Annotated in this window: 28 protein-coding genes and 2 tRNA genes; 20 read left to right on the top strand and 10 right to left on the bottom strand. The window is 60.4% G+C overall.

What is annotated here, in order from left to right; all coding sequences use genetic code 11:
• The first annotated feature begins 48 nt into the window (after positions 1-48).
• The 11 genes from moaC (at position 49) to MEMAR_RS08195 (ending at position 5,814) form a co-directional block, all read left to right on the top strand.
• The gene (gene moaC, locus MEMAR_RS08240; protein WP_011844520.1) at positions 49-543 is read left to right on the top strand and encodes a cyclic pyranopterin monophosphate synthase MoaC; all 495 of its coding nucleotides are present in this window, start codon (positions 49-51) and stop codon (positions 541-543) included.
• A 437-nt stretch (positions 544-980) separates the two neighbouring features.
• The gene (locus tag MEMAR_RS08235; protein ID WP_011844519.1) at positions 981-1,571 is read left to right on the top strand and encodes a 50S ribosomal protein L15e; all 591 of its coding nucleotides are present in this window, start codon (positions 981-983) and stop codon (positions 1,569-1,571) included.
• A gap of 30 nt (positions 1,572-1,601) precedes the next feature.
• Positions 1,602-2,246 carry an RNase P subunit p30 family protein gene (locus MEMAR_RS08230; protein ID WP_011844518.1) on the top strand — a complete coding sequence of 215 codons (645 nt, stop codon included), beginning with the start codon at positions 1,602-1,604 and terminating at the stop codon, positions 2,244-2,246.
• Positions 2,243-2,725, top strand: coding sequence for an Rpp14/Pop5 family protein (locus tag MEMAR_RS08225; protein ID WP_011844517.1), 483 nt, complete (start codon positions 2,243-2,245; stop codon positions 2,723-2,725). Before MEMAR_RS08230 ends, MEMAR_RS08225 begins: the two co-directional genes overlap by 4 nt.
• Positions 2,725-3,447, top strand: a complete 723-nt coding sequence (psmA, locus tag MEMAR_RS08220) for an archaeal proteasome endopeptidase complex subunit alpha (RefSeq protein WP_011844516.1) — start codon at positions 2,725-2,727, stop codon at positions 3,445-3,447. The genes MEMAR_RS08225 and psmA overlap by 1 nt, the downstream gene beginning before the upstream one ends.
• An 11-nt stretch (positions 3,448-3,458) precedes the next feature.
• Positions 3,459-4,160 (top strand): ribosome assembly factor SBDS, encoded by a 702-nt coding sequence (locus MEMAR_RS08215; RefSeq protein WP_011844515.1) that lies wholly within the window; start codon positions 3,459-3,461, stop codon positions 4,158-4,160.
• Between the two features lie 55 nt (positions 4,161-4,215).
• The gene (locus MEMAR_RS08210; RefSeq protein WP_011844514.1) at positions 4,216-4,506 is read left to right on the top strand and encodes a 50S ribosomal protein L37ae; all 291 of its coding nucleotides are present in this window, start codon (positions 4,216-4,218) and stop codon (positions 4,504-4,506) included.
• Positions 4,507-4,512: 6 nt separating this feature from the next.
• A complete protein-coding gene (locus tag MEMAR_RS12770; protein WP_011844513.1) occupies positions 4,513-4,644 on the top strand; it encodes a DNA-directed RNA polymerase subunit P in 132 nt (43 codons plus the stop codon).
• The gene (locus MEMAR_RS08205; protein WP_011844512.1) at positions 4,641-5,045 is read left to right on the top strand and encodes a Brix domain-containing protein; all 405 of its coding nucleotides are present in this window, start codon (positions 4,641-4,643) and stop codon (positions 5,043-5,045) included. The genes MEMAR_RS12770 and MEMAR_RS08205 overlap by 4 nt, the downstream gene beginning before the upstream one ends.
• Positions 5,042-5,296, top strand: coding sequence for a KEOPS complex subunit Pcc1 (locus tag MEMAR_RS08200; protein WP_011844511.1), 255 nt, complete (start codon positions 5,042-5,044; stop codon positions 5,294-5,296). Before MEMAR_RS08205 ends, MEMAR_RS08200 begins: the two co-directional genes overlap by 4 nt.
• 152 nt (positions 5,297-5,448) lie before the next feature.
• Positions 5,449-5,814: a prefoldin subunit beta gene (locus MEMAR_RS08195; protein WP_011844510.1), complete on the top strand. Its 366-nt coding sequence runs from the start codon at positions 5,449-5,451 to the stop codon at positions 5,812-5,814.
• Between the two features lie 36 nt (positions 5,815-5,850).
• On the opposite strand, the gene MEMAR_RS08190 is transcribed toward MEMAR_RS08195, so the two are convergent.
• Positions 5,851-7,389 (bottom strand): 2-isopropylmalate synthase, encoded by a 1,539-nt coding sequence (locus MEMAR_RS08190; RefSeq protein WP_048063806.1) that lies wholly within the window; start codon positions 7,387-7,389, stop codon positions 5,851-5,853.
• Positions 7,390-7,536: 147 nt separating this feature from the next.
• On the opposite strand from MEMAR_RS08190, the gene MEMAR_RS08185 reads away from it, so the two are divergent.
• The 3 genes from MEMAR_RS08185 (at position 7,537) to MEMAR_RS08175 (ending at position 8,729) form a co-directional block, all read left to right on the top strand.
• Positions 7,537-7,643: transfer RNA gene (locus MEMAR_RS08185), tRNA-Tyr, on the top strand.
• Positions 7,644-7,661: 18 nt separating this feature from the next.
• Positions 7,662-7,734 (top strand) — tRNA-Asp (locus tag MEMAR_RS08180).
• A gap of 473 nt (positions 7,735-8,207) precedes the next feature.
• Positions 8,208-8,729, top strand: coding sequence for a HEAT repeat domain-containing protein (locus MEMAR_RS08175; protein WP_011844507.1), 522 nt, complete (start codon positions 8,208-8,210; stop codon positions 8,727-8,729).
• A 131-nt stretch (positions 8,730-8,860) separates the two neighbouring features.
• Here MEMAR_RS08175 and MEMAR_RS08170 read toward each other — a convergent pair whose 3' ends face one another.
• Both MEMAR_RS08170 and MEMAR_RS08165 read right to left on the bottom strand, forming a co-directional pair.
• Positions 8,861-9,652: a PP2C family protein-serine/threonine phosphatase gene (locus tag MEMAR_RS08170; protein ID WP_245526578.1), complete on the bottom strand. Its 792-nt coding sequence runs from the start codon at positions 9,650-9,652 to the stop codon at positions 8,861-8,863.
• Positions 9,649-10,587, bottom strand: a complete 939-nt coding sequence (locus MEMAR_RS08165) for a radical SAM protein (protein WP_011844505.1) — start codon at positions 10,585-10,587, stop codon at positions 9,649-9,651. Before MEMAR_RS08165 ends, MEMAR_RS08170 begins: the two co-directional genes overlap by 4 nt.
• A gap of 392 nt (positions 10,588-10,979) precedes the next feature.
• Here MEMAR_RS08165 and MEMAR_RS12480 point away from each other — a divergent pair, with 392 nt between their 5' ends.
• From MEMAR_RS12480 to MEMAR_RS08150, 3 genes are all read left to right on the top strand, one after another.
• Entirely contained in the window at positions 10,980-11,897 is a 918-nt protein-coding gene (locus tag MEMAR_RS12480; RefSeq protein WP_011844504.1) for a hypothetical protein, read from the top strand.
• A 61-nt stretch (positions 11,898-11,958) separates the two neighbouring features.
• Entirely contained in the window at positions 11,959-12,477 is a 519-nt protein-coding gene (locus MEMAR_RS08155; protein WP_187147915.1) for a type IV pilin, read from the top strand.
• Positions 12,478-12,532: 55 nt separating this feature from the next.
• A complete protein-coding gene (locus MEMAR_RS08150) occupies positions 12,533-12,994 on the top strand; it encodes a universal stress protein (protein WP_048063805.1) in 462 nt (153 codons plus the stop codon).
• Here MEMAR_RS08150 and MEMAR_RS08145 read toward each other — a convergent pair.
• Positions 12,953-13,546, bottom strand: a complete 594-nt coding sequence (locus tag MEMAR_RS08145) for an endonuclease dU (RefSeq protein WP_011844501.1) — start codon at positions 13,544-13,546, stop codon at positions 12,953-12,955. The two genes, MEMAR_RS08150 and MEMAR_RS08145, sit on opposite strands and share 42 nt — an antisense overlap.
• A gap of 39 nt (positions 13,547-13,585) precedes the next feature.
• Between MEMAR_RS08145 and aglJ the strand changes: the two genes are divergently transcribed.
• Entirely contained in the window at positions 13,586-14,512 is a 927-nt protein-coding gene (gene aglJ, locus MEMAR_RS08140; RefSeq protein ID WP_011844500.1) for an S-layer glycoprotein N-glycosyltransferase AglJ, read from the top strand.
• On the opposite strand, the gene MEMAR_RS08135 is transcribed toward aglJ, so the two are convergent.
• The 6 genes from MEMAR_RS08135 to MEMAR_RS08110 form a co-directional block, all read right to left on the bottom strand.
• Positions 14,483-15,025, bottom strand: coding sequence for an aldolase (locus MEMAR_RS08135; protein ID WP_011844499.1), 543 nt, complete (start codon positions 15,023-15,025; stop codon positions 14,483-14,485). The two genes, aglJ and MEMAR_RS08135, sit on opposite strands and share 30 nt — an antisense overlap.
• A gap of 708 nt (positions 15,026-15,733) precedes the next feature.
• Positions 15,734-16,384 carry an NADPH-dependent F420 reductase gene (gene npdG, locus MEMAR_RS08130; RefSeq protein WP_011844497.1) on the bottom strand — a complete coding sequence of 217 codons (651 nt, stop codon included), beginning with the start codon at positions 16,382-16,384 and terminating at the stop codon, positions 15,734-15,736.
• Entirely contained in the window at positions 16,381-16,668 is a 288-nt protein-coding gene (locus MEMAR_RS08125) for a thioredoxin family protein (RefSeq protein WP_011844496.1), read from the bottom strand. The genes npdG and MEMAR_RS08125 overlap by 4 nt, the downstream gene beginning before the upstream one ends.
• Before the next feature lie 660 nt (positions 16,669-17,328).
• The gene (locus MEMAR_RS08120) at positions 17,329-17,859 is read right to left on the bottom strand and encodes a hypothetical protein (protein ID WP_011844495.1); all 531 of its coding nucleotides are present in this window, start codon (positions 17,857-17,859) and stop codon (positions 17,329-17,331) included.
• Between the two features lie 379 nt (positions 17,860-18,238).
• A complete protein-coding gene (locus tag MEMAR_RS08115; protein WP_011844494.1) occupies positions 18,239-19,696 on the bottom strand; it encodes a preprotein translocase subunit SecD in 1,458 nt (485 codons plus the stop codon).
• Positions 19,693-20,547, bottom strand: coding sequence for a protein translocase subunit SecF (locus MEMAR_RS08110; RefSeq protein ID WP_011844493.1), 855 nt, complete (start codon positions 20,545-20,547; stop codon positions 19,693-19,695). Before MEMAR_RS08110 ends, MEMAR_RS08115 begins: the two co-directional genes overlap by 4 nt.
• 459 nt (positions 20,548-21,006) lie before the next feature.
• On the opposite strand from MEMAR_RS08110, the gene MEMAR_RS08105 reads away from it, so the two are divergent.
• Positions 21,007-21,321: a DUF2551 domain-containing protein gene (locus MEMAR_RS08105; RefSeq protein ID WP_011844492.1), complete on the top strand. Its 315-nt coding sequence runs from the start codon at positions 21,007-21,009 to the stop codon at positions 21,319-21,321.
• A 150-nt stretch (positions 21,322-21,471) separates the two neighbouring features.
• The gene (locus MEMAR_RS13375) at positions 21,472-21,645 is read left to right on the top strand and encodes a hypothetical protein (protein ID WP_319638626.1); all 174 of its coding nucleotides are present in this window, start codon (positions 21,472-21,474) and stop codon (positions 21,643-21,645) included.

The raw sequence follows: 21,645 nt of genomic DNA, 5'->3' as shown, positions 1-21,645 counted from the left end.
GCCGCCTTCTTTTATCCCTTAAAAGAGAGAAGATCTCCTGCGATACACATGAGCGAGTCCGGCGAACACGGCAAGACCCCGGTCTTCACCCACATCGAGAACGACCGCGCACAGATGGTGGACATCTCTGCAAAGAGCGAGGTCACCCGGGAAGCGGTTGCGAGCGGCAGGATCTACCTCCGGAGCGAGACGCTCCGCGCCATCCGGGAAGGAACCGCGGTCAAGGGCAACGTTTTGGCGACCGCACGGGTGGCGGCAACCCTCGCGGTGAAAGACACGCCGCGCCTCATCCCCATGTGCCACCCCATACCGCTCGGGGGCATCACCATCGACTTCGAAGAGGGCGACGGCTACATCGAGGCGACCGCCCGTGTCAGGTCCTACGGGCGGACGGGCGTCGAGATGGAAGCGCTCACCGGCGTCTCCGTCGCCCTTCTCACCGTCTGGGACATGGTCAAGTCGGCGGAGAAAGACGAGAACGGACAGTATCCGGTCACCCGGATGGATGCCATCCGCGTCGTGGAGAAACGCAAGGGCGTGTAGGGCACTGCGGGATCGATCTTCCCACATGCCCCTTCGTGTGAAGGATCCGGCATCACGCGAAGCCGCGAAGAACGCGAAGATCGGTTGGCTGTTGGCGGATTCCCTGAGATGTCTGATGCTTCTCACCCTCCCTCCCCTACGGGGAGATCGCACTTCGAAACCCTTCGGGTTTCTCAAGCTCTGTTCCTACGGAACGTCGCACTTCGCACTGGCGGTGCTCGAACTCCTTTCCCTTCGGGAAAGTCGTACTTCGCGGCTTCGCGCTCTTCGCGTGAGGTGAAATACCAGAATAAGGAGGGTCAATATACCGGAGCCCCCGGTGGGCGCGGGACCCCGGGGGAATCCTTTATTTGCGCTCCCGTCAACCTGTTAGGAACCACGGGATACGTCCCGAAAAGGAATGTGGCGGAAACGCTGAACCTGAGGTGATTCTAAACATGGCAAAATCGATGTATGCCTACGTACGCGAGGCATGGAAGCGGCCCGACCGGTCGGAAGTGAAAGCCCTCCTCTGGGAGCGGCTCCAGACCTGGCGGCGCGAAGGGAGTATCGTGCGCGTGGAGCACCCGACCCGGATCGACCGGGCCCGGTCGCTCGGCTACAAGGCCAAGCAGGGAATCGTCGTCGTGCGGGTCAAGATCCGCCGCGGCGGCCGGAGGAAACCCCGGTACACCCGCGGGCGCAGATCCGCACGCATGGGTATGCGCCGGCTGACTCCCGCAAAGAGCCTGCAGCGCATGGCCGAGGAGCGCGCATCCCGCAAGTTCCCGAACATGGAGGCCCTGAACTCCTACTGGGTTGGTGAGGACGGCCGCTCCAAGTGGTTCGAGGTCATCCTGGTCGACGGGCACCACCCTTCGATCAAGAGCGACCGCAACCTCGCGTGGCTGGCGAACCCGGTTCACCGGGGCCGGGCGGAACGCGGCAAGACCTCCGCCGGCATGAAGGGCCGCGGGATGCGGACGCGCGGACGTGGAACCGAGAAGACGCGCCCGAGCATACGTTCCCACGCGAACCGCGGCAAATAAATACCCTTTTTTTCATACGGCCTACCTACGATGAAGATCACAGACGCCGGTATACATCCCTATCCTGCCGGTGACTCGACGGTTGCGCGGATGGCGCTCGAAGCGGCAGAAATCGGGTTCGACAGCGCCGTCGTTATCGGGGATGCCGCCTGTCGGTCATCCGGCGTCGAGGTTCTCCGGGGTGCCGTGATCGGTGCCGCGTCCGTAAAGGAAGTTCTGAAGAGGGTGCGCGATCCCGCCGTCCGGCGGGCCGATATCGTCTACGTCGACGCCGGGGATATCTCCTTCAACCGGGCGGTCGTCTCCGTCAGAGAGGTGAGCGTCGTCAGGAGCATCCACGCCACCCGGAGAAACGCCTTCGATCACGTCGCCGCAAGGACGGCGGCCGAGCAGGGCGTCGCGGTGGACATCTCGATGGCTCCCATCATCTACCTTCGCGGGACGAAGCGCCAGAGGGCGCTGCAGCGGTATGCGGACGTCCTCTCATTGCAGCGGCGATACGGCTTCCCGCTGACGATTTCGTCCGATGCCCGCTCGATACTCGGGCAGCGATCTATTCGCGAGATCCACGGTCTCTGCGCACTCTTCGAGATGACCGGGGCGGAAGTAACCGAAGCGCTCTCGTCCATCGGCCGGCTCATCGAGCCGCACCGGCCCGTGAGGGTGGTCGAATGAGACCGAGACCCCCGGCGATGCGGACGAAGCGGCGCTACATCCTGGCGCGGATCCTTCCCTACAGGGCGCGGGTAGACCAGAAGCAGATGTACTTCGCGGTCATCGAGGCCGCGACCTCGCTCCTCGGCGATGCGGCTGCCGGTCTTGCGCAGCCCGCGGTGGTCTTCTGTGAAGGGGGATATGTCGTCGTCCGGTGCCGCCGGGGAACCGAGAAGGATGTCGCCGTCGCGCTTTCGACGGTCACCGCAGTCGCCGATGAGCGGATCGCCCTCCGGACGGTCGCCACCTCGGGGACGATTCACGCACTGCGGCGCCGGATGAGATCGATCCGCCAGCTTCCCGGAGACGAGGAAGTGAAGATCGGGGAAACTTATTTTGCGGTCTATCGCTATCCGCGTCAAAAGGTTGATTTGGTTGAAAAAGGTATTAAGCATCAGAAGTCATTGTTTTTCACCGAAGCCGATTTGGAGGAACGATAATGCAACCACAATATCAGATGGGATATGACCGGGCAATCACGGTGTTCAGCCCGGACGGAAGGCTTTACCAGGTCGAGTACGCCAGAGAAGCGGTGAAACGAGGCACGACGGCCGTCGGAATCAAGTGCAGCGAAGGCGTCGTGCTGATCGTCGATAAAAGGGTGACGTCCCGGCTCCTCGAACCGGTTTCTATCGAGAAGATCTTCAAGATCGACGCGCATATCGGCGTTGCGTCCTCCGGCCTCGTCGGCGATGCGCGGTCTCTCGTGGATCGGGCGCGAGTTGAGTCCCAGATCAACCGTGTCTCCTACAACGAGCCGATCAACGTCGAGATTCTCGCGAAAAAACTCTGCGACCACATGCAGACCTACACCCAGTTCGGCGGTGCACGCCCCTACGGAACCGCTCTCCTGATCGCAGGAGTCAGCGACGGGGAGGCACGGCTCTTCGAGACCGATCCGAGCGGCACGCTGCTCGAGTACAAGGCGACCGGGATCGGAACCGGACGTCCTGCGGTCATAAAGACCTTCGAGGACGAGTACCAGGAGGATGCGGATTTCTCCGGCGCCATCAGGCTCGGAATCAAGGCCCTGCACGCCGCGACGGAGGGCAAGCTCGACGTGAGCGCCATCGAGATCGGCGTCGTCTCCATCGAGACCGGGGAGTTCCGGAAGATGGAGAAGGATGAGGTAAAGGCATACGTCGACCAGTTCGAAGAGTGAGCGTCATCTGTATGATCCCTCTCGACCAGGCAGTAGTAGCACGGCTTGAAAGTTACGGAGAACGGTTCGAGGTCCTTGTCGACCCCAACCTGGCCATGCGCATCCGGCAGGGCGAAGACGTCGACCTGGAGGAGGTCGTTGCCGCCGATTCCATCTTTTCGAACGCTGCCCATGCCGAACGGGCCTCCGAGGAGGCTCTCCTGAAGGTCTTCAAGACGACCGAGTTCGAAGAGGCGGCGCTCCGGATCATCCGGAAGGGCGAGATCCACCTCACCTCCGAACAGCGCCGCCATCTCATCGCGGAGAAGCGGAACCGGGTCGTCACGTTCATCGCGAGGAACGCCGTCAACCCGCAGTCCGGGTTCCCTCACCCCCCGCAGCGCATCGAGCTTGCGATGGAAGAGGCGCGGGTGAGCATCGACCCCTTCAAGTCCGTCGAGGAGCAGGTCAAAGAGGTGGTCAAGGCGCTCCGCCCGCTCCTCCCCATCCGGTTCGAGGAGATCCGGATCGCCGTGAAGATCCCGGCGGATTATGCCGCGAGAGCCTACGAGATCACGACCGCAGGATCGCTCGAGCGGGAAGAGTGGCAGAAGGACGGATCCTGGATCGCCGTCGTCAAAATTCCGGCGGGCATCCAGGAAGAGTTCTACGACCTGGTGAACAAGGTTTCCAAGGGGAATGCGGAGACCCGGATCGTCGAACGGATGTCGTGAGTAACTATATTAATCGACAGCACAAAAATTAGAGGACATACAAGAGGTACGCGAAATGGCAAGTCGCAAACAGAGTGCAAAGGGCAGGGTAGTCGGAAGTTCCGGGCGTTTCGGCCCGAGGTACGGCCGGTTTATCCGGAAGAGAGTCAACCAGATCGAGAAGGTCTCCCGCGCGAGCCATGCGTGCCCCCGCTGCGACCAGAAAGCGGTCAAGCGTGAGGGAACAGGCATCTGGACGTGCCGCAAGTGCGGGTTCAAGTTTGCAGGCGGCAGCTATGTCCCGGAGACGCCGGCGATGCGCGTCGCCGCGCGGAGCATCGAGCGGTCGCTGCAGAAGGAGGGTTAATCGGTCGTGGCTGCCTATAAGTGCGCTCGCTGTAAACAAAAAGTAGAAATCGACGTCAATATACGCTGTCCCTACTGTGGGCACCGCATTCTCTTCAAGGAACGCGGAGCCGGAATAAAAGATTTGAAGGCTCGATGACGGTCGTCACGACGTCACGTAAACCCGTTCCCGAGGTGCGCACCCTTGCGCGGGATCTGGCGTTCTCGATCGGCGCCGAGTACGTCACCCGCGGCAAAGCGGGCATGGGCGACCTTTTTTCCCTTGCCGGATCGGTTCTGGTCGTCTCGAAATCCGGTCCTTTTTTTCTGATTTTGGTATATGACGGCGGAGAGCCTGTGGTGGAGATCCGTGTCAGGTCGTTTGCCGTCGAAGAGCGGCCCGGCGCGATCGCCCGCGGGCTTTTCGTCTCGGATCGCCCCGTGTACGAGGCGCTCAAGGATCATGTCGACGTCGTGTTTGCCGGGGAGTCCCTTACGGGACACCGGATCGTCTTTGACGGAACGCAGCGGAGACGCTACACCCTGAAGGTGGCCTCATGACGCATACCGCTCGTTTCCGGTTCGCGACCCCCGATGCCCGTGCCCTCTACCTCTCCGTCTGCCAGGAGATGGGCGACGTGGGTGACCGGTCGTCCGTCCGGGTCAGGCTCGCAGACGACGATATGCTCGTCCTCGAGGTGACCGCCTCCGATATACCCGCGCTCCGGGCGGCCCTGAACACCTGGCTGCGACTGGTCACCATAGCCGTCGAGATGCGGGAGCTTGCCGTCCCGTCCGATGCGGCCCCGTAGGGGGACGAGACGGGAACCACTCCTTTGAACCCTTACATTTAAAGGCCTTCACGCCCCTATCATGTAGAGAAAGGGCAGGGTGCCGGGAAGGCCGCTGTCCGCCACCCGAAATATCGTTACCGATCTTCGTCTCATTCGAGGAGTAGATGAATATGGAAAACATCCCGCCAAAAGTACAGAATCAGCTGGCGATGCTCCAGCAGATGCAGCAGCAGCTCCAGACCGTGGTATCGCAGAAAGGGCAGTATGAACTGACGATCCGCGAGGCCAGGCGCGCGGTCGAGGATCTGGCCGACGTCCCCGAGGATGCGGCGGTCTTCATGAACGTCGGCAGCGTCATGATGCAGAAGAGCAAGGAGCAGGTGCTCGCGTCCTTAAACGAGCGTATCGAGACGCTCGAACTCCGCGTCAAGTCGCTCGAAAAGCAGGAGAAGGCGCTTCAGGGCAGGTTCGAGCAGCTATCCTCGCAGATCAGGGGAGCGCTGGAAGGTAAACAGCAGCCTCCCGGCCCCGCCTGATCCCCGAACTTTTTTGTAAAAAAAGGAGTGAAGTGCTCACTCCTCGCGGTCGAGTTTGTGCGTCCGGCAGACGAGGTTGATCGCGTTGATCACCGCCTCGACCGATGCGAGGATGATGTCGTCGCTCGAGGCGCTGGCATCGAAGACCCGGCCCCGCTCGTCCTCGACGGAGATGGTGACGTGCCCGAGAGCATCGGTGCCCCCGGAGATCGCCTCGATGTTGAACTCTTTGAGCTGCACCGGGGCCGGGATGATCCCGAGGATCGCCCGCACGGCCGCGTCCACCGGGCCGTTGCCGATGCTCGAGAAGGTGTGCTCGACTCCGTCGACGGTCGCCCTGACGCTCGCCGTCGGGATGACGTGGTTGCCGGTCATGATGGCGACGTCCTGGAGCTCCAGGGTCTTCTCGTCGGGCGCGAGTTGCATGACGCTCTCCGCGATCTCGTAGAGGTCCGCGTCCGTCACCCGCTTGCCCTTCCCGGCAATCGCCTTCACCCGCAGGACGATCTCGTCGAGCTGCGTGTCGGCGGGCTCCATATGCACGTCGGCGAGCATCTGCTTGACCGCATGCCTCCCGGCGTGTTTGCCGAGTTTCAGCCTGCGCCGGTGGCCGACCATCTCCGGCGTCATGATACCCGGCTCGAACGTATCCGACCGGGTGATCACGCCGTGGGAGTGGATCCCGCTCTCGTGGGCAAAGGCGTTCTCGCCGACGATCGGGAACGTTGCCGGGATGCTCATCCCCGCGTAGCGGGCGACGAGCCTTGAAGTCTCGACGAGGCCCGTCGTCCGGATGCCGGTATCGATCCCGTAGATGGACGACAGCGCCATCACCGTCTGCGCGAGGTCGGCGTTTCCGGCCCGTTCGCCGATGCCGTTCACCGTCACCTGCACCTGGGAGGCGCCGGCCTCGACCGCCGCGATGGTGTTCGCCACCGCAAGCCCGAAGTCGTTGTGGCAGTGGACGTCGATCGGGCAGTTCACCTCGCGGTCGATCCGCTCGATGAGGTGCTTCATGGCCGTCGGGGTGATCACGCCGACCGTGTCGGGCACGTTGATGATCGTCGCTCCGGCGTCCACCGCAACGCGGTATACCTCTATCAGGTAATCCCAGTCGGTTCTCGTGGCGTCCATCGCGGAGAACATGCACCGGTCGACGTGGTCGCGTGCATACGCGATGATATCCCCGGTTGCCTCGAGGACCTGCTCGCGGGTCTTTCTGATGGTGTACTCGCGCTGGACGTCGGAGGTCGGGATGAAGACGTGAACCATGTCGACGCCGCAGTCGATGCACGCATCTACGTCGGCCCGGAGCGACCGCGCAAGGCCGCAGACCTGCGTCGAAAGATCGAGACCTTTGATGGCCCGAACTATCTCACGTTCGGCATCGGAGGATGCGGGAAAGCCCGCTTCGATGGCGTGGACTCCTATTCCGGAGAGCTGTTCTGCAATACCGAGCTTCTCTTCGAGCGTGAACGAGATGCCCGGTGTTTGTTCACCGTCGCGCAGTGTGGTGTCGAAAACAGTGACGTTCTTGTTCGCACGGCTATCGGTGAAGAAGACAGTACGCTTCAGCGTTCCTAGGTGCTTCAGCGTTTGTAGGGTTCATACCTACTCGTTATCTGAAGTTGTATATATAGAATAACGTCTGTGTTCTACCGTTCCCCGCAAATCCTGCGAAATATTTAATAACAACTCGATCTAACATTATTAGAGCAGAGACCCGCCTTAACTCAGACTGGTAGAGTGCGCGGCTGTAGTATAGTCTTCGCTCTCGGGCGAACTGCGCGGCTACCGCGATGTCCCCGGTTCGAATCCGGGAGGCGGGATCCCCTCGAACATTGAGTGCCCAGGTAGTGTAGTGGCCTATCATGACGGCCTGTCACGCCGTCGACACGGATTCGAATTCCGTCCTGGGCGTCACTTTCTTTCATTTTTCCAGCCCTCAGCGGAGCCGTTCCTCCGGCCGCGGAACACTAACCTCTTGTGCTGCCGGGAATATCCGTATTGCTCCCTGAATTTGCCGATAATCCGGCGAGACAGAAATTCTGGAATTATCGGTTCTTGAAAACCATTATATGTTAAATGTTATTTTTATTCTTAAGGTAAAATATATATACCTTGATGAAGTATCCGCTCTCATGCACGCTCTGGGGAAATGGATCGCGAGCGATCCCGTTTTCGATATTCTGGGGACGCTCATCTTCGGGACCGGTATCCTCATTCTTATCTTTGCAGGCCTGGTCCTCTACGCATCGGGTCTCTGATCTGACGGCAGGGGTTGCCGCCGGGATTCGGTGCCTGCAACGAGCTCCGGCGCTCCTGAGAACTTATTACGCAGCCGCTTCAATGTTTATCTACGCCCCGGCTTACGCCGCGGATGTGACGGAATCATGACTCAGAGTATACCTCCTGAACCGGGAGACGATCGTTCGAATAGCCGGGACCTGCAGGTTCTCATCGCAAGGCTCTCGAACCCGAACAAGACGGTGCGGGCGGAAGCGATGCACGGGCTCGTGGCGATTGGAAAACATGCCGTGCCCGCCTGCATCGCCCTGCTATCGGACGGCGACTGGAGGGTGCGCTATCGTGCGGCGGAGGCCCTCGGGCTGCTCGCCGACGGCGAGGCGTATGCGGCCCTCGTCGCCGCCCTCGACGATGAAAAGGATCACGTCCGCTACATGGCGGCGAAAGGGCTCGGGCTGCTCGGCGATCCCCGGGCGGTCGAGCGGCTCGGGCCGATGCGAAACGACGAGAACGAGTTCGTCCGACGGAGCGTCGCCCGATCGCTCGGGACGATCGGCGGCGAGGAGGCGGTTCTGGCGCTGCGTGCCGCCCTGGAGGGTGAGGCGACCGACGGCGTCCGTGCGGCAATCCTTGAAGCGCTCCGCGATATAGGGAATGACGGGCCGTAGGGTGCGACGGACGGGACGTCCGGAGCATGAGAAGCCGTCAGGCTTCGAGTCTGGAGTTTGAGCACCGCAGGTTCGAAGAACGCGAAGAACGGTTGGTTGCTGTGACAGTAAACCCTGAATATAAGGCCCTGTCATGCTCTAGCAACGATCACCGTGGTGTTGTCGGTGCTTGCCGCGTCCCGGGCGGCACCGATCAGCCTCCGGCATGCCGTATCGGGATCGTTTTCGAGCACGATCTCCCGGATGACGCCCTCCGGGACGTAATCGTGCAGCCCGTCCGAACTGATCAGGAGAACCCCTCCGGCGAGATCCCTTTCGTCGAGGCCGATCCGTACCCGGGCCGAGAGGCCGAGCGCCTGGGTCAGGACGTTCTTTTGCGGGTGGAGCATCGCCTCGGTCGGGGAGATGGTTCCCGCCTCCACCAGGCCCTGGACGTAGGTCTGGTCGCGCGTATGCCAGACGGAGGCCGGCGTGACGATATGCGTCCTGCTGTCGCCCACCGTGCCGATCCAGCACCTGCCCGACTCCCCGACGACTGTCGCCGAGAGCGTTGTGCCTGCGTTCAGACCCTTATTCCTGTTATATGCAAGAATTGCGGCGTTGATGCGCTGGAACGCGTTTCCGAGCAGTTCGGCGGGTTCGCTCTCCATGAGTTCCCTGTCTGCAGCCTCCGCGAGGATCTCGATCGCCATCCTGCTCGCAACCTCTCCGCAGGCATGCCCCCCGAGACCGTCCGCGACGGCGAAGAGGTAGTGCCCGTTCATCCGGCCGGCGAAATACGCGTCCTCGTTCTGCTCCCGCTTTCCGGTATCGGTCAGGGCCGCGTACCGGAGTCCTGCCTCTCTTCTCACCTGCACTCCAGAGTTCTCTCTTCGTTCGAGCGGATAGTCTTTTGGTGGCGGGGTCTCCCGTTCACTTTTCACGGGAACCCCCGGGTGAGGCCGTTCTCCTGTGCGCAGCGGACGGCGTAGGCATACTCCCGCGCCGTTATCGGGCGTTGCAGTGCCGCAAGCACCGGGCTCCTCCCTCCTTCGGATGCCTTCCATGCCGGGTGGTACTGGGCCATGACGTTCACGTAGGAGTCGCGCGATATCTCCTCTGCGACGAACTTCATCACCATCTCGCTGTTTGCAAGGTTCCCCGGGAGCACCAGGTGCCTGATGATCATGCCCCGCACCGCGACGCCGTCCCTGACCTCGAGGTCGCCGACCTGCCGGTGCATCTCTTTTAATGCGGCATGCATCCGGCCGGTATAGCCGGGGGCGTGGGAGAGTTCCAGCGCCACGTCGTCCCGCCCGTACTTCGCGTCCGGCATGTAGATGTCGACGATGCCGTCGAGGAGCCGCAGGGTCTCCACGGAATCGTAGCCGCCGCTGTTGTAGACCAGCGGGATGTCGAGGCCCCGGGGGGCGGCGAAGGCGACCGCACGGAGGATCTGGGGGACGACGTGCGAGGGGGAGACAAAGTTGACGTTGTGGCACCCGCGTTCCTGCAGGCGGAGCATGATCGCGGCGAGGTCTTCGCACGAGACCGCGTAGCCGACCTCGCACTGGCTGATCTCGTAGTTCTGGCAGAACTCGCACCGCATGTTGCAGCCAGCGAAGAATATCGTTCCCGAACCGTTCCTCCCGACAAGCGGGGACTCTTCGCCGAAATGCGGGCTGTAACTCGAGACTCGTGGTGAAAGACCTGTCCGGCAGAACCCTTCCTCGTCCTCGATACGGTTCACGCGGCACTCCTGGGGGCAGACGACGCAGTCGCGGAGCACCTCGTGCGCTCGCCGTGCCCGCTCCTCCAGTTCGCCGCTCCGGGATAGGCGCACGTATCCGGGTAGTTGTGTTCGTTCTGCTTCGGCCATGATCCTCCCTGGGTGCGGAGGAGAAGAAAGTTTGTCCCTGCAATAACTTGCGGAGTTACAACCGTCGAGATGGATCCCGGGGCCGCGTCACCCGAGTGCCGGGGGTCCGATGTCCGCGCTCTGCGCTCCCCGGACGCACCTCTGGTGCTTTAACTCCTGGCCGGTCGGTCCCCGCGAGGGACGGTGATTCCGTTTTTCCTGAGAGGGCACAGGCGCCGAAAATCCCCCGGGATCCGATTTCCCCTGTAATTTCGGTGTTGTTACATCTGCTCTCTTAGATGCGGCGTAAATCCCGTACCGCCGATCTCCCCCCTCACAACCTCCGGCCCTCTCTCCACGGCATCGAATAATTTTGAAAATGTTTATATATTCGGTAATGAATTTATCATCGTATGTCCGGCGACCCTTACCATCCGCGCAAATTCCCTCTCGGGGCTGTGATCGTCATCCTTGTCATCATCGGCATAGCCGCCATCTGGGGCGGGCAGATCGTCTCGTCGGTAGGAACGACGGTCACCGGGACGCTTGAAGCGTCGGGCCTCAGTTCACCGGAGATCTCCAACGAGACCCTGGAGAAAGGACCAAAGACCATCAACTATCCGTATGTTCTCCGCGGCAAGCCGGGTTCGATCCGGTTCGATGCCTACCGGGGTGTCAACGACTATCTGTCCACGAGGCATCCTACCCCGTTCCGTATCGAACGTGAATACTGGCTCCAGTTTATCAATGAGAGCGTCCAGGACCGATACCTGCACCAGCTTGCCGGCAACATCCGGGCTGCCGAGTCCGAGCCCGACAACCAGGTGCGTACCGCGATCAGCATGGTGCAGCAGATCCCTTACGCCGATTACTCGTTCGATACGGCGGCCAAGTACCCGTACCACGTGCTCTACCACCAGGACGGGGACTGCGACGAGAAGTCGCTCCTGCTTGCGTACATCCTTCGTGACCTGGGGTACGGCGTCGCGCTCTTCGAGTTCGAGCAGGAGAGCCATATGGCCGTGGGCATCAGGGCACCCGACCAGTACTGCTACCGGGACACGGGGTACGCGTTCATCGAGACCACGGTGCCGGCCATCCCGACCGATGCCGGTGGGGAGTACGGAGATTCCGGGAAGAAACTGACGTCGAAGCCGAAAGTCTTCGTCATAGCCGAAGGAGACTCCTTCGAGAGCATCTGGCGCGAGCACACCGATGCCGTCGAGTGGAACAAGATACGGGACAAGGTACAGAGCGAGGGACCCAAACTGGACTCATATTCCTACGGGCGTTACCGGAATCTAGCTCAGACATATGGAATGCCGTATTAGGGGCCGATCATCAGGTGCTGCGCGGAGGGGAGAGCATCCCTCCGGCTCACCGGCAGCCCCGGTGAGGCGGATCGCTAAGGGCGAGACCGCTCTTTCGGACACGCACGGCGTGTTCCTGATGGTTGCGGTCACCGTCATTCTCGCCGCTATTCTCCTGTTATTGCTGCTTTCGATGTTCCCCACCGGTTCGTGGGACGAACCGCCGCAGCCATCGATCATCATCACCGAGATCTCCCACGTCAACACAGGTGCCGGAGCACTGACGTATGCGAGCAGGGTCACCCTCAAGAACAACGGGAGCACGACATACGAGAACGATTGCCTGAGGGCGGTCTTCTACGTGAACGGCTACAGGGCCTGCATCGTCCATACCTTGAACGGCCATCTCCTCATCCCGTCGCACCACTACGGGGTAAAGACTCTCAGCGGCGAGGGCTGCTGCACCCCCTTCTGGAACCCGGGCGAGACGATGACGGCGGATCTCACCGACGGAACCTTCTACCCGGGCGCAGAGGTCACTCTGCAGGTGGTGGATAAACGTAGCGGGAAGGTGATCTCGAAACACACGGTGCGGGCCTGAGGCGCATCGTTCTCAAAGACCATGTTTTTGTACCGGAACGCTTCTAATGACTGTTATGTTCAAATCAGTTCTCGTGGCGGTCGACGGATCGGAGATCGGTCACCGGGCGCTCGAAGAGGCCCTGGCCGTCGCCCGCGCCATGGAGGCCTCCGTGCATGCCGTACACGTCGTCCAGACCGCCACGTATCCCTCGCTGACCCTCAACCAGCTCGAACCTCCCGATATCGCCCAGCAGGCGCTTCTCGATGCGCTCGACCGGGAGGCCGACGAGATCCTCGCCGACGTGGAGCAAGAGGCTGCCGCCATCGGTGTCCCGCTCACCGTCCACAAACGCTGGGGACACCCGGGAGCGGAGATCATCGCGCTGGCGCGGGAACTCGGCGCCGACCTGACCGTGGTCGGGTCGCACGGCAAGGGCCGGCTCGGCCGCTTCTTCCTCGGGAGCACCAGTTCCTACGCCGTCGACCACGCGGCGTCAACGGTCATGGTCGTCAGGGGCGAACCCGACGCATCCTGACGACCGGACGACGCCGCGGGCGACGAGCCGCGCCACCCGGATGGGTTCGGGCACCCTTCCTTCGTATGTGAAGTCGTTGCAGAGCCGTGCGGCGTCTTCCGGGGAGATGCCGCATGAGCGGACAAAAAGCGTATACCCCGACCGCAGCCGGACGGGGAGCCGGGCGCCGAGCCTCCGGTATGCCGCGAGCCTCTTGACGTCGCCCGGGAAGTGGCGTCGGATATCCTCGTCGAGCCCCTCCGACTCCTCGTAGGTGGCGACGATGACGGGAAGACCGGTCGCGGCATGCACCGCCGCCGGGTCGATGATGTTATACCAGGCGATGACGCTCCCGCCGATCATCAGGAGGTTGATGTCCCGCCGGGCGAGACGGGTGAAGAGCCGGACGACCGCATCGGTGGCATCCGATCCGCCGACGGTCACCCGGGCGAAGGCCGCTCCGTCGATCCGGAGGTCCTTTCGCATGACGACGCCGGCAAGGGTGGACTCCTCCCGCCCTGAATAACTCTCGGCGATACCGAGAGCACGGAGCCCCGATTTGGCTACGTGCATGCGAAGTCCTTATGTTGCTCAATCGGATATAGTACACCAATGAGCGTCGAGCGAGATGAGGTCTGTATCTTCATCCCAACGTTAAACGAGGCCCCGACGATCGGTGAACTGGTCGAGGGGTTCCGGCAGCGCGGTTTTCTCCACATCCTTGTCATGGACGGGAACAGTACCGACGGGACGCCCGATATCGCGCGGGCCGCGGGAGCGGTCGTCCGGAGCCAGACGGGGAAGGGAAAGGGCAACGCCATCATCGAGGCCGTGGATATCATCGACCAGCCCTACGTGCTCATGCTCGACGGCGACGGCACCTACTCGCCGGACGACGCGGAGAAGATGCTCGAACCCCTCGGCCGGGGATTCGATCACGTCATCGGCGATCGCCTCGTCAATCCCGAGGCGGGAGCGTTCACGCGGTTGAACCTCCTCGGCAACCAGCTCCTCAACGTGATGTTTCGGATAGCGCACGGAAAAGCCCTCAGCGATATCCTCTCCGGCTACCGCGCCTTCACTCTCCAGTCGATCCGGCAGATGACGCTTAAAGAGGCGGGGTTCGAGATCGAGACGGAGATGGCGGTCGAGGCGGTGAGGAACGGACAGCGGGTCACGGTCGTCCCGGTCCGGTACCTGGCGAGGCCCGGGACCGTCACGAAACTAAACCCGTTCCAGGACGGCCTCAGAATCTTCTCGACTATATACCGGCTCGCGAAGATGAACAACCCGATCTTTTACTTCGGGATCATCGGTCTCTTCATATCGCTTCTGGGGGGCGCCATCGGCGTCTACGTCGTCCTCGAGTGGCTCAAGAACATCGAGCACCTGCCGCTCACCATCCTCACGGTCCTTTTGATCACGATGGGTTTTCAGATCTTCATGTTCGGCGTGATCAGCGACATGCTGCTCGGGTTTCACCGCGAGACAACCCGCCAGATCGAGCAGTTACAGAACCCCCCGAAGCCTCCCCGATAAGAAGAGGATCCGGCAGGCGTACTCGGCGATCGAGGTGTAGATGTACGCCTCGTCGAGCGTTTTTCCGGCGGCAAACGTCCCGTGCCCCCGGACGATGACGATATGGCCGTCCCGGAGCGCCCGGGCGACGTTCTCTGCGATCTCGTCGGTCCCCGGATCCCCGGTGACGACCGGGATCTCGGGGCAGAGCACCCCTCCCTCGCTGTCGGCCGGCCGGACGAGGTCGGTATCGAGCGAGGCGGCGACGGTGTGGACCGGGTGGGCGTGGACGATCGTAGAGTGGGGCGTCTCCCGGTAGACCGCCCGGTGGACCCGGTACTCGCTCGAGGCCTCGCGCGGGGCGTCGCCCGCATCCGGCACGAAGACCGGCATCTCCCTCGCGTCGAGGTACGCGCCGGACCGGGTGATGTTAAAGCCGCCCTCGCCCCGAACGCTCATGTTCCCGAAATTCGCTCCGACGAGCCCTTCCATAAAGAGCCTCTTTCCAATCCGTTCGAACTCCCGATCCAGCATTTTCGGCACCCTTTCGTACAGAATGGTTTGGCGTGCTCGGGGATATGTGCATGCCGCTTGGGGCACGGTGAGGGGGGGGTGGCGGTATGGGTTTGGACGGTCAGGTATGAATCAAGAAAGGGTTGTAGAAATGCCAAACCTGGGAGGCATCGTTCTCGGCACTCGAACTCCTGGCCTCTGGCCAGTCGCACTGCACAACTCGCAGCCTTCGGCACTCGAACTCCGCTCCAAGTATTTACGCAGCAAACCCGGTACAGTGGACCGTGGTGGCTGCGCACCTTCGGTGCTCGTGCTCCCGCCCTTCGGCCAGTCGCATATCGCCCCTGGGGGAGGGGCTGACGGGGAGTGCGACGTTCCGGAGGAACGGAGCTCGACCACCGTCAGGTGGGGAGGGGGGAGTATTCCCCCCTCGAAACCCTTCGGGTTTCTCAAGCTCGCTGCGCTCGCACTCCCCTGTCCCCACCCCCCTCTCGGCGATATCCACTGGAAGTCGGTGTACGGGCGTGAGCCTCTAGGTCAAGGGTAGGTGTTCGAGCACCGCTAGGTGCGCAGTCTACCGGAAAACTGTGCCCGGGAACGTGATAAACAGAACTCCCGAGTTCTAAGATGATCTTCGTAGAATGAATACGAGTGCCGAAGATCTTCGGCTTCTGGGGTTAGGCACGGATCCCGAGCCACCAACCCTCTCCTAGGGCAAAAAAGGAAAAATTATACAAACTTCACGCCGACGTCCCGCATCTTATTGAACCGGGCGATGTTGAGGAGGAGGGGCGTCACGCTCTCGACGATGGATGCGGCCGCAAGCGGTCCCCCGTCATAGGCGCGGAGGTTCGAGACGTTGTTGACGATCTCCATGACCTTCTGCTTCGCACCGTCGTCGTCGCAGCAGACCGCGACCGAGTAGTCCAGTTCCTCTTCGAGCATCTTCCACTTGTTCGCGGCGATGTTGTTGAACGCGGCACATACGGTCGCGCTCTCGGGGAGCATCCCCTTGATCATCATCGCCGCCGAGCCCTCCGGCGGAGGGGCGTAGTAGAAGTAGTTCGTCCGCTCGATCGGGTTGACGGGGCTGACGACGATCTTGTCCTCGAACCCGGTCAGGGTGTTCAGGGTGGGAGTCACGTGCTTGAAGGGTATCGCGAGGACGACGACGTCCGCCTCATCGACCGCACGCTGGTTGGTGACGCCTGCGAGGCTGCACTCCATTCCCTGCACCTCCAGGGTCTCCCGGCAGGTCTCGCAGGTTGCGACCGCCTTTACTTCCTCGCGAGATCCCACGATCACGTCGTACTTCGGCGAGAGCCGGAGCGCCATGCCTTCCCCGATGTCGCCGGTTCCCCCGACGATCCCGATCTTCACTGCTCCACCAGCGGTTTTAAGATGCTTTCAAGCGTGCCGAGGTCCTGGACGCCTACCAGCTTCTGGACGAGTTGCCCGTCTTTCTCGATGACGAGCGTAGGTACGAACTGGATGTCGTATTTGGCGGCATATTGCCGTGTCTCTTCGGAGTCGACACCGACGTCGATCTTCTGGATATCAACCTGATCGCCCATCTTTGCTTTGAGCTCATCGATGATCGGTGTCTGCTGGTGGCACGGACCGCACCACTCGGCGAAAAAGTCCATTAAAACCGGTTTTCCCATAAGGCTGTACCCCGTTCAAACATTGTGTGTGAACGGGGCAATAAAGGTTGTTGTCCACCAGACGACCGTGGCATAACAGCTGTATTTCGAAATCCGGCTTCAGAGGGCGTGTTTTCGATGTGGATTACACGCATCACTGTGATAAGAGGTTATTGGTTTGGACGTGTCCTGACAGTTCCCATGATCGTGCTCATACTCCCGGCATCAAGACACTGGACGATGTTTCGCCGGGCCCACTGAATCACCAAGTCGTGCCGAATGCGTTAGAGAATGAGTGGAATGGAGATTAGCAGACACGGTCACCGTTAACCGGCTACGGGCTGACATTTGGAAAATCGGAGGTCCTTTTTCCGGCAACAAATGCATTCTTGGGGAAGCGGTGCGGGCCACCGCCTGAGCTTCGTTGCCAAACTTTGCGATACACATTCCGTTCATTTCGCCACTGCACCCAATATGGCATGATAATTTAGTTTCACCAATATCTTTGGTATCATTCTCCCTGGCCGGAAATGCTGCAACACAGCACATTTGCTGTAAAGATAAAAAGGAGAGGGTTGAATGGCTCCGGAAAATCAGGTTTCTATCCTCACTCCGAAGTCCATGTCCGGCAACCCGGCACCCAAAGTGTGATTGGTAGCAGATGATGAAGCAACCAACTCATCAGTAGGTGCCACAGCTTGTCCAGCACTGGGCACCCACAGAGGAAGTAACTGATCCGGCAACACCGACGGCAACATAATCCCCGCCTACGTCTCCGTCTCCGTTAGTCTCTGTGTACCTGATGCCAGAATAAATTGTGCCAGATCCGTACATCTGTTTCTTTTCGACAATCGGACTTGTGTAGGTGACACTCTCGTCACCGTATTGACTCCACACCGTAAAATACCCCTCTTCATAACCGTATACTCCATACGACCCCCATGCCGGCTGCCAGGTATCAAACAGGTTGTTGTAATATTTGGCTTCACCAACGGCAGTAATTTCTTCTTTCCAGAGATCCTGATCGGCGTCATACCAGTATTTAGTGGTCTGTTGTATCACAATCACATAGTCACCATAACTATCCCCGGAAGTGTCGGTGTACTGGCCTTTATATACCCAGGCGGCGCTCACCGGCGATGCACATGCTGCAAATGCAAGCAGTGCTGCAAAAAGAACGAGACATGCTCGTGTTCCAACGTTTAGGTTCATTCTCTATTCCTCCGAATAGTGTTTCAGGAGGCAGAAGAGGGAGTACGTTAATTACCAATAAGTACAAAGCTCATTCTGCCTACGGGTACTGGAGATTTCATCGCATCGTGGAGGATCTGATGAAATCTTCAGGTTCGAGCGACCGCACCACTTTGGAACCTCGCAATGAAGCAATAGGTTCAAAGGCAGCCCAGCCGCATGCTCTCTTTTGCGATACTATTATATAATCCAATTGAGCGGAATTTTATCTCACTCTCAGGATTGGTACAATAGTACTGTATTATTGCTCACGTCATTGGAATAGAAGTAATCCTGGGCTTCGCGGGATTAGAGTTGCTCCATCGGGAGGTACAACCCGAAGAATGGGGTTCTAAAAATGTTATTTTGAGAGGATCGCCATGATTATCTTTCCGTACGCGGGCCTCGTGACCAGGATGCCGATCAGGACACCGAGTATGGTGATGATTGCAAAGCCCCGAAGAGTGGAGAGATCCATCAGCGCCAGCGGGAGCATGGCGATGAAGACCGTCGCGGCGGCGACGGCGATGATACCGAGCGCCCGCCCGTAGCGTTTCATGTAGAGGTTCGGCGACGGGACACGCCCCTCGTGGAGAACCTCGTCCGTGATGATGACGAGCTGGTCGATGCCGGTACCCACCACCGCTATCAGACCGGCGATGGTGGCGAGGTCGAGCTGGATGATGAACCGGGCAATCCCGAGCAGGATGATGATCTCTGCAAGGTTGATCGCGACCATCGGGATCACGATCGAGGGCTCGCGGTAACGGTAGTAGACGACGACCGCTACGGTGAGCAGCGCGAGCAGCCCGGCGATGGCGACCGTCATCTTGAACTGTTCGCCAAGCGCCGCCGGGACGGAACCGGACCCGACGATATCCACCTGCACCGGCAGTGCGCCGGCCCGCAGGTGGATCTGGAGCGTCATCGCATCCTCGAGCCCGGCGTCGCCGGTGCCGGTGCTTGCGGAGAGCGACCTGACCGGGCCCGCCCGGAGCTCGCTCACAAGGTTTCCGGCGAGGGGGGCGCTGTAGACGGTCTCGTTGTCGAGGATCATCACGAGGTGGTGGGCGTCCGGGTTGTCGACCGCTCCGGATTCGATGGCGGCCTCACGGAAGGCCTCTGCGCCCGTCTCGGTGAACGAGAACCCGACGCTCCATGTGCCGTCGGAATCCCTCTGCGGCACGCCGACGCTGGTGATCTGGTCACCGTAGAGGACGTGCTCGGTCTCGTTCCCTGTGGTCTGGACCCGTATCTCGAACAGGCCCTGCTGGCCGACGATATCCTGCGCCGTCGCCATATCCACGCCGGCGAGTTCTATCCGCACGTACTGCGGGAACTCGCTTCCGGTCGGGGTGAGCAGGTTGATCCTCGCGTCCTGCATCCCGAGAGCGTTCACCTTCTCGTTCAGGATCCTCTTCACCTCGTCTGCGGTGAACGCGGATACGCCCTTCTGGTGGGTTACGATCGAGGCGCCCGATTCCGCAAAGATCGGTTCGAGGTCGGCACGGGTGACGCTCTTTCGGATCTCGAGGTGGTTCTCGTCGATGCGGATGACCTCGGTCTCGAGATCCGTCCGCAGGTCGTCCATGAGGTCTCCGACCGATCCGTCGGTCGAGAATGCCACGACCACGGACTGGAACTCCATCTGCAGCCACGAACCGCCCTCGAGATCGAGGCCGAACTGGAGGTTCCCCTCGATACCCTTCTCCGGGCTCGGGGGAGCGAGGTAGATACCGACAAGGGAGCCGACGACCAGCAGGAGCACCAGGGCGATCCGCCAGTCTTTGACGAGATTCTTGATGGTTTCGCCGTTCATTTCTTGTTCCCCCGGAGGACGTACTCCTTCAGAATGCCGGCGTTCAGCATCCAGGTGTTCATTATGTCCACAAAGAGGCCGATGATGAGGACGCTTGCAATCTCGGCGATGATCTGAATCTGTCCCGCCGTAGCGACGACCCACATCGCGGCGATGGCCATGAGCGTCGTGGTCGTCATGATGATCCCGGTCCTGAACGCACCGGAGAGTTTTTCTTCGAGTTTCCCCTTGCGCTTCAGGAGGCGCGTGGTCAGCAGGATGTCACTGTCGACGGAGTAACCGATCAGCATCAGCAGGGCCGCCGTCGTCCCGAGGGAGAGCGGAATACCGATGATCTGCATGATCCCGGCGGTGATGGCGATGTCGGCGAAGGCGGAGAGGACGACCGCACCCGCCGGCACGAGATTGCGGAACGCAATCATGACCACGACGGCCATGCCGATGAACGAGAAGATCAGGGCGAGGAAGGCCTGACCCTGGAGCGTCTTTCCGAACGTCTCGCCGATCTGGTCTATCTTCGCATCGGGATACCTCTCGTTGATGAGCCCAACAAGACTCTGGTACCGGGCGTCTTCCATCGGGCCGAACTGGATGTACTTTCCATTGCCGATCCCTTCACCCACCGACAACACCGGATACCCGGCAAAGGTCGCCTCTACCGTCTCTCTGCTGTCGGATGTGAAGACGGTGACCGCCGTACCTCCCGCAAAGTCGATGCCCGGGGTTATGGGCAGGCCGGTGGCGAGCGTGGTGTAGCCCAGCAGCAACCCGGCAAGGAGGAGGAGAACGAGGGGCAGCGCTACCATCTGCCGCGGAGAGTATTTGTTGACGTCGTATCTGGCAAATTCCATGCTGTATTAGTGTACGATGGTGAAAGGTTAAAGGGTTGCTCATGGATGTGTGGTTGAACCCGGAATCCGCCCGGATATTGCTGAACTACCCCGGGAATTGCCCGGTGTGGAGGAGTTCCGTCCGGGGCCGGCAGGGGGTTCCTTCCCCGGGGCGTTCTCTCATGCGATTCGCTCCGGCGCATGCTCACCCGGCGGTCGCACTGACGGTGTTCACGCTCTCGGCGTCTCGTCCATCCATATGCGCGCCGTGGAGATGCATGTGAAACGTGTGTGCCACGGAATCGCGATTATGTCCGTTTAAAACCTTATCAGGGTTATAATGTCCGTTTTTTGGGAGAACGGTGTCGTCATATCCGGCATGATTGCATTTCGTCAGACAATTGTCGTCCTCCTGGCAGAATACCCGATTAAATGAATGAAAAGAAAAGATATATATAAAATACCGAATCACAAGCACATATGAGATCGCCCGGTGAGCTCAAAAAAGAGATAGAAGCTCGACTTAAAGGTTATCTCTCACGTGACCGGGATGGAATCCGGCATGAGCTGCTGAACCTGTTCGTCAAGGTAAAATCTTTCACCATACCCCAGATCTACGAGAAGCTGCAAAAACAGTTCTCGATCAGTTACCACTCCATTGCGTCCATGGTAGGCATCATCGCATCCCGTATCGGCATCCTGCACGTGAGGCGGAACGCGGAGGGGACAAACTCCATCTACGAGCTGAAGGACCAGTACGTGGACGTGGTGGCAAAGATCCTCGGGACGACATAGTTCCCGCCAACCATACCTCTTTTTTTAGCCCCAGCACCAATATAGGGGATTATTATGCAGAGCGACGTTGGGGAGCCAGGTCGATCACGGGGCATCTATGTTACGGAGGACGTCCGATCGTATGTCCTCCAGAGGAAACGCGACTTTCGAGTGAGCACATCCTGTAGCGGACCCATCCTCCTGCCGGTATCGGTCAAACCGCCGAAGGCGACCGACCTGCAGGTTCCGGTCGGCGATTACACCGTCTATATCTCGAAATACCAGGCCCGCTACATCGATTCCATCCACAGGGGAATGATTCCTATATTCTATGAAGACTTCTAG

This window comes from Methanoculleus marisnigri JR1 (genome assembly GCF_000015825.1).
GTDB lineage: Archaea > Halobacteriota > Methanomicrobia > Methanomicrobiales > Methanoculleaceae > Methanoculleus > Methanoculleus marisnigri.
This window is presented reverse-complemented; position numbering and strand designations above follow the sequence as displayed.

Coding starts and splice junctions, on each gene's coding strand:
- MEMAR_RS08145 (WP_011844501.1), bottom strand. CDS start 13,546: ATGCACGTAGCCAAATCGGGGCTCCGTGCTCTCGGTATCGCCGAGAGT.
- MEMAR_RS08200 (WP_011844511.1), top strand. CDS start 5,042: ATGACGCATACCGCTCGTTTCCGGTTCGCGACCCCCGATGCCCGTGCC.
- MEMAR_RS08210 (WP_011844514.1), top strand. CDS start 4,216: ATGGCAAGTCGCAAACAGAGTGCAAAGGGCAGGGTAGTCGGAAGTTCC.
- MEMAR_RS08115 (WP_011844494.1), bottom strand. CDS start 19,696: ATGAACGGCGAAACCATCAAGAATCTCGTCAAAGACTGGCGGATCGCC.
- MEMAR_RS08205 (WP_011844512.1), top strand. CDS start 4,641: ATGACGGTCGTCACGACGTCACGTAAACCCGTTCCCGAGGTGCGCACC.
- MEMAR_RS08150 (WP_048063805.1), top strand. CDS start 12,533: ATGTTCAAATCAGTTCTCGTGGCGGTCGACGGATCGGAGATCGGTCAC.
- MEMAR_RS08120 (WP_011844495.1), bottom strand. CDS start 17,859: ATGAACCTAAACGTTGGAACACGAGCATGTCTCGTTCTTTTTGCAGCA.
- MEMAR_RS08135 (WP_011844499.1), bottom strand. CDS start 15,025: ATGCTGGATCGGGAGTTCGAACGGATTGGAAAGAGGCTCTTTATGGAA.
- MEMAR_RS08235 (WP_011844519.1), top strand. CDS start 981: ATGGCAAAATCGATGTATGCCTACGTACGCGAGGCATGGAAGCGGCCC.
- MEMAR_RS08175 (WP_011844507.1), top strand. CDS start 8,208: ATGACTCAGAGTATACCTCCTGAACCGGGAGACGATCGTTCGAATAGC.
- MEMAR_RS08105 (WP_011844492.1), top strand. CDS start 21,007: ATGAGATCGCCCGGTGAGCTCAAAAAAGAGATAGAAGCTCGACTTAAA.
- moaC (WP_011844520.1), top strand. CDS start 49: ATGAGCGAGTCCGGCGAACACGGCAAGACCCCGGTCTTCACCCACATC.
- MEMAR_RS08165 (WP_011844505.1), bottom strand. CDS start 10,587: ATGGCCGAAGCAGAACGAACACAACTACCCGGATACGTGCGCCTATCC.
- psmA (WP_011844516.1), top strand. CDS start 2,725: ATGCAACCACAATATCAGATGGGATATGACCGGGCAATCACGGTGTTC.
- MEMAR_RS08230 (WP_011844518.1), top strand. CDS start 1,602: ATGAAGATCACAGACGCCGGTATACATCCCTATCCTGCCGGTGACTCG.
- MEMAR_RS08195 (WP_011844510.1), top strand. CDS start 5,449: ATGGAAAACATCCCGCCAAAAGTACAGAATCAGCTGGCGATGCTCCAG.
- MEMAR_RS08225 (WP_011844517.1), top strand. CDS start 2,243: ATGAGACCGAGACCCCCGGCGATGCGGACGAAGCGGCGCTACATCCTG.
- aglJ (WP_011844500.1), top strand. CDS start 13,586: ATGAGCGTCGAGCGAGATGAGGTCTGTATCTTCATCCCAACGTTAAAC.
- MEMAR_RS12480 (WP_011844504.1), top strand. CDS start 10,980: ATGTCCGGCGACCCTTACCATCCGCGCAAATTCCCTCTCGGGGCTGTG.
- MEMAR_RS08215 (WP_011844515.1), top strand. CDS start 3,459: ATGATCCCTCTCGACCAGGCAGTAGTAGCACGGCTTGAAAGTTACGGA.
- MEMAR_RS08125 (WP_011844496.1), bottom strand. CDS start 16,668: ATGGGAAAACCGGTTTTAATGGACTTTTTCGCCGAGTGGTGCGGTCCG.
- MEMAR_RS08110 (WP_011844493.1), bottom strand. CDS start 20,547: ATGGAATTTGCCAGATACGACGTCAACAAATACTCTCCGCGGCAGATG.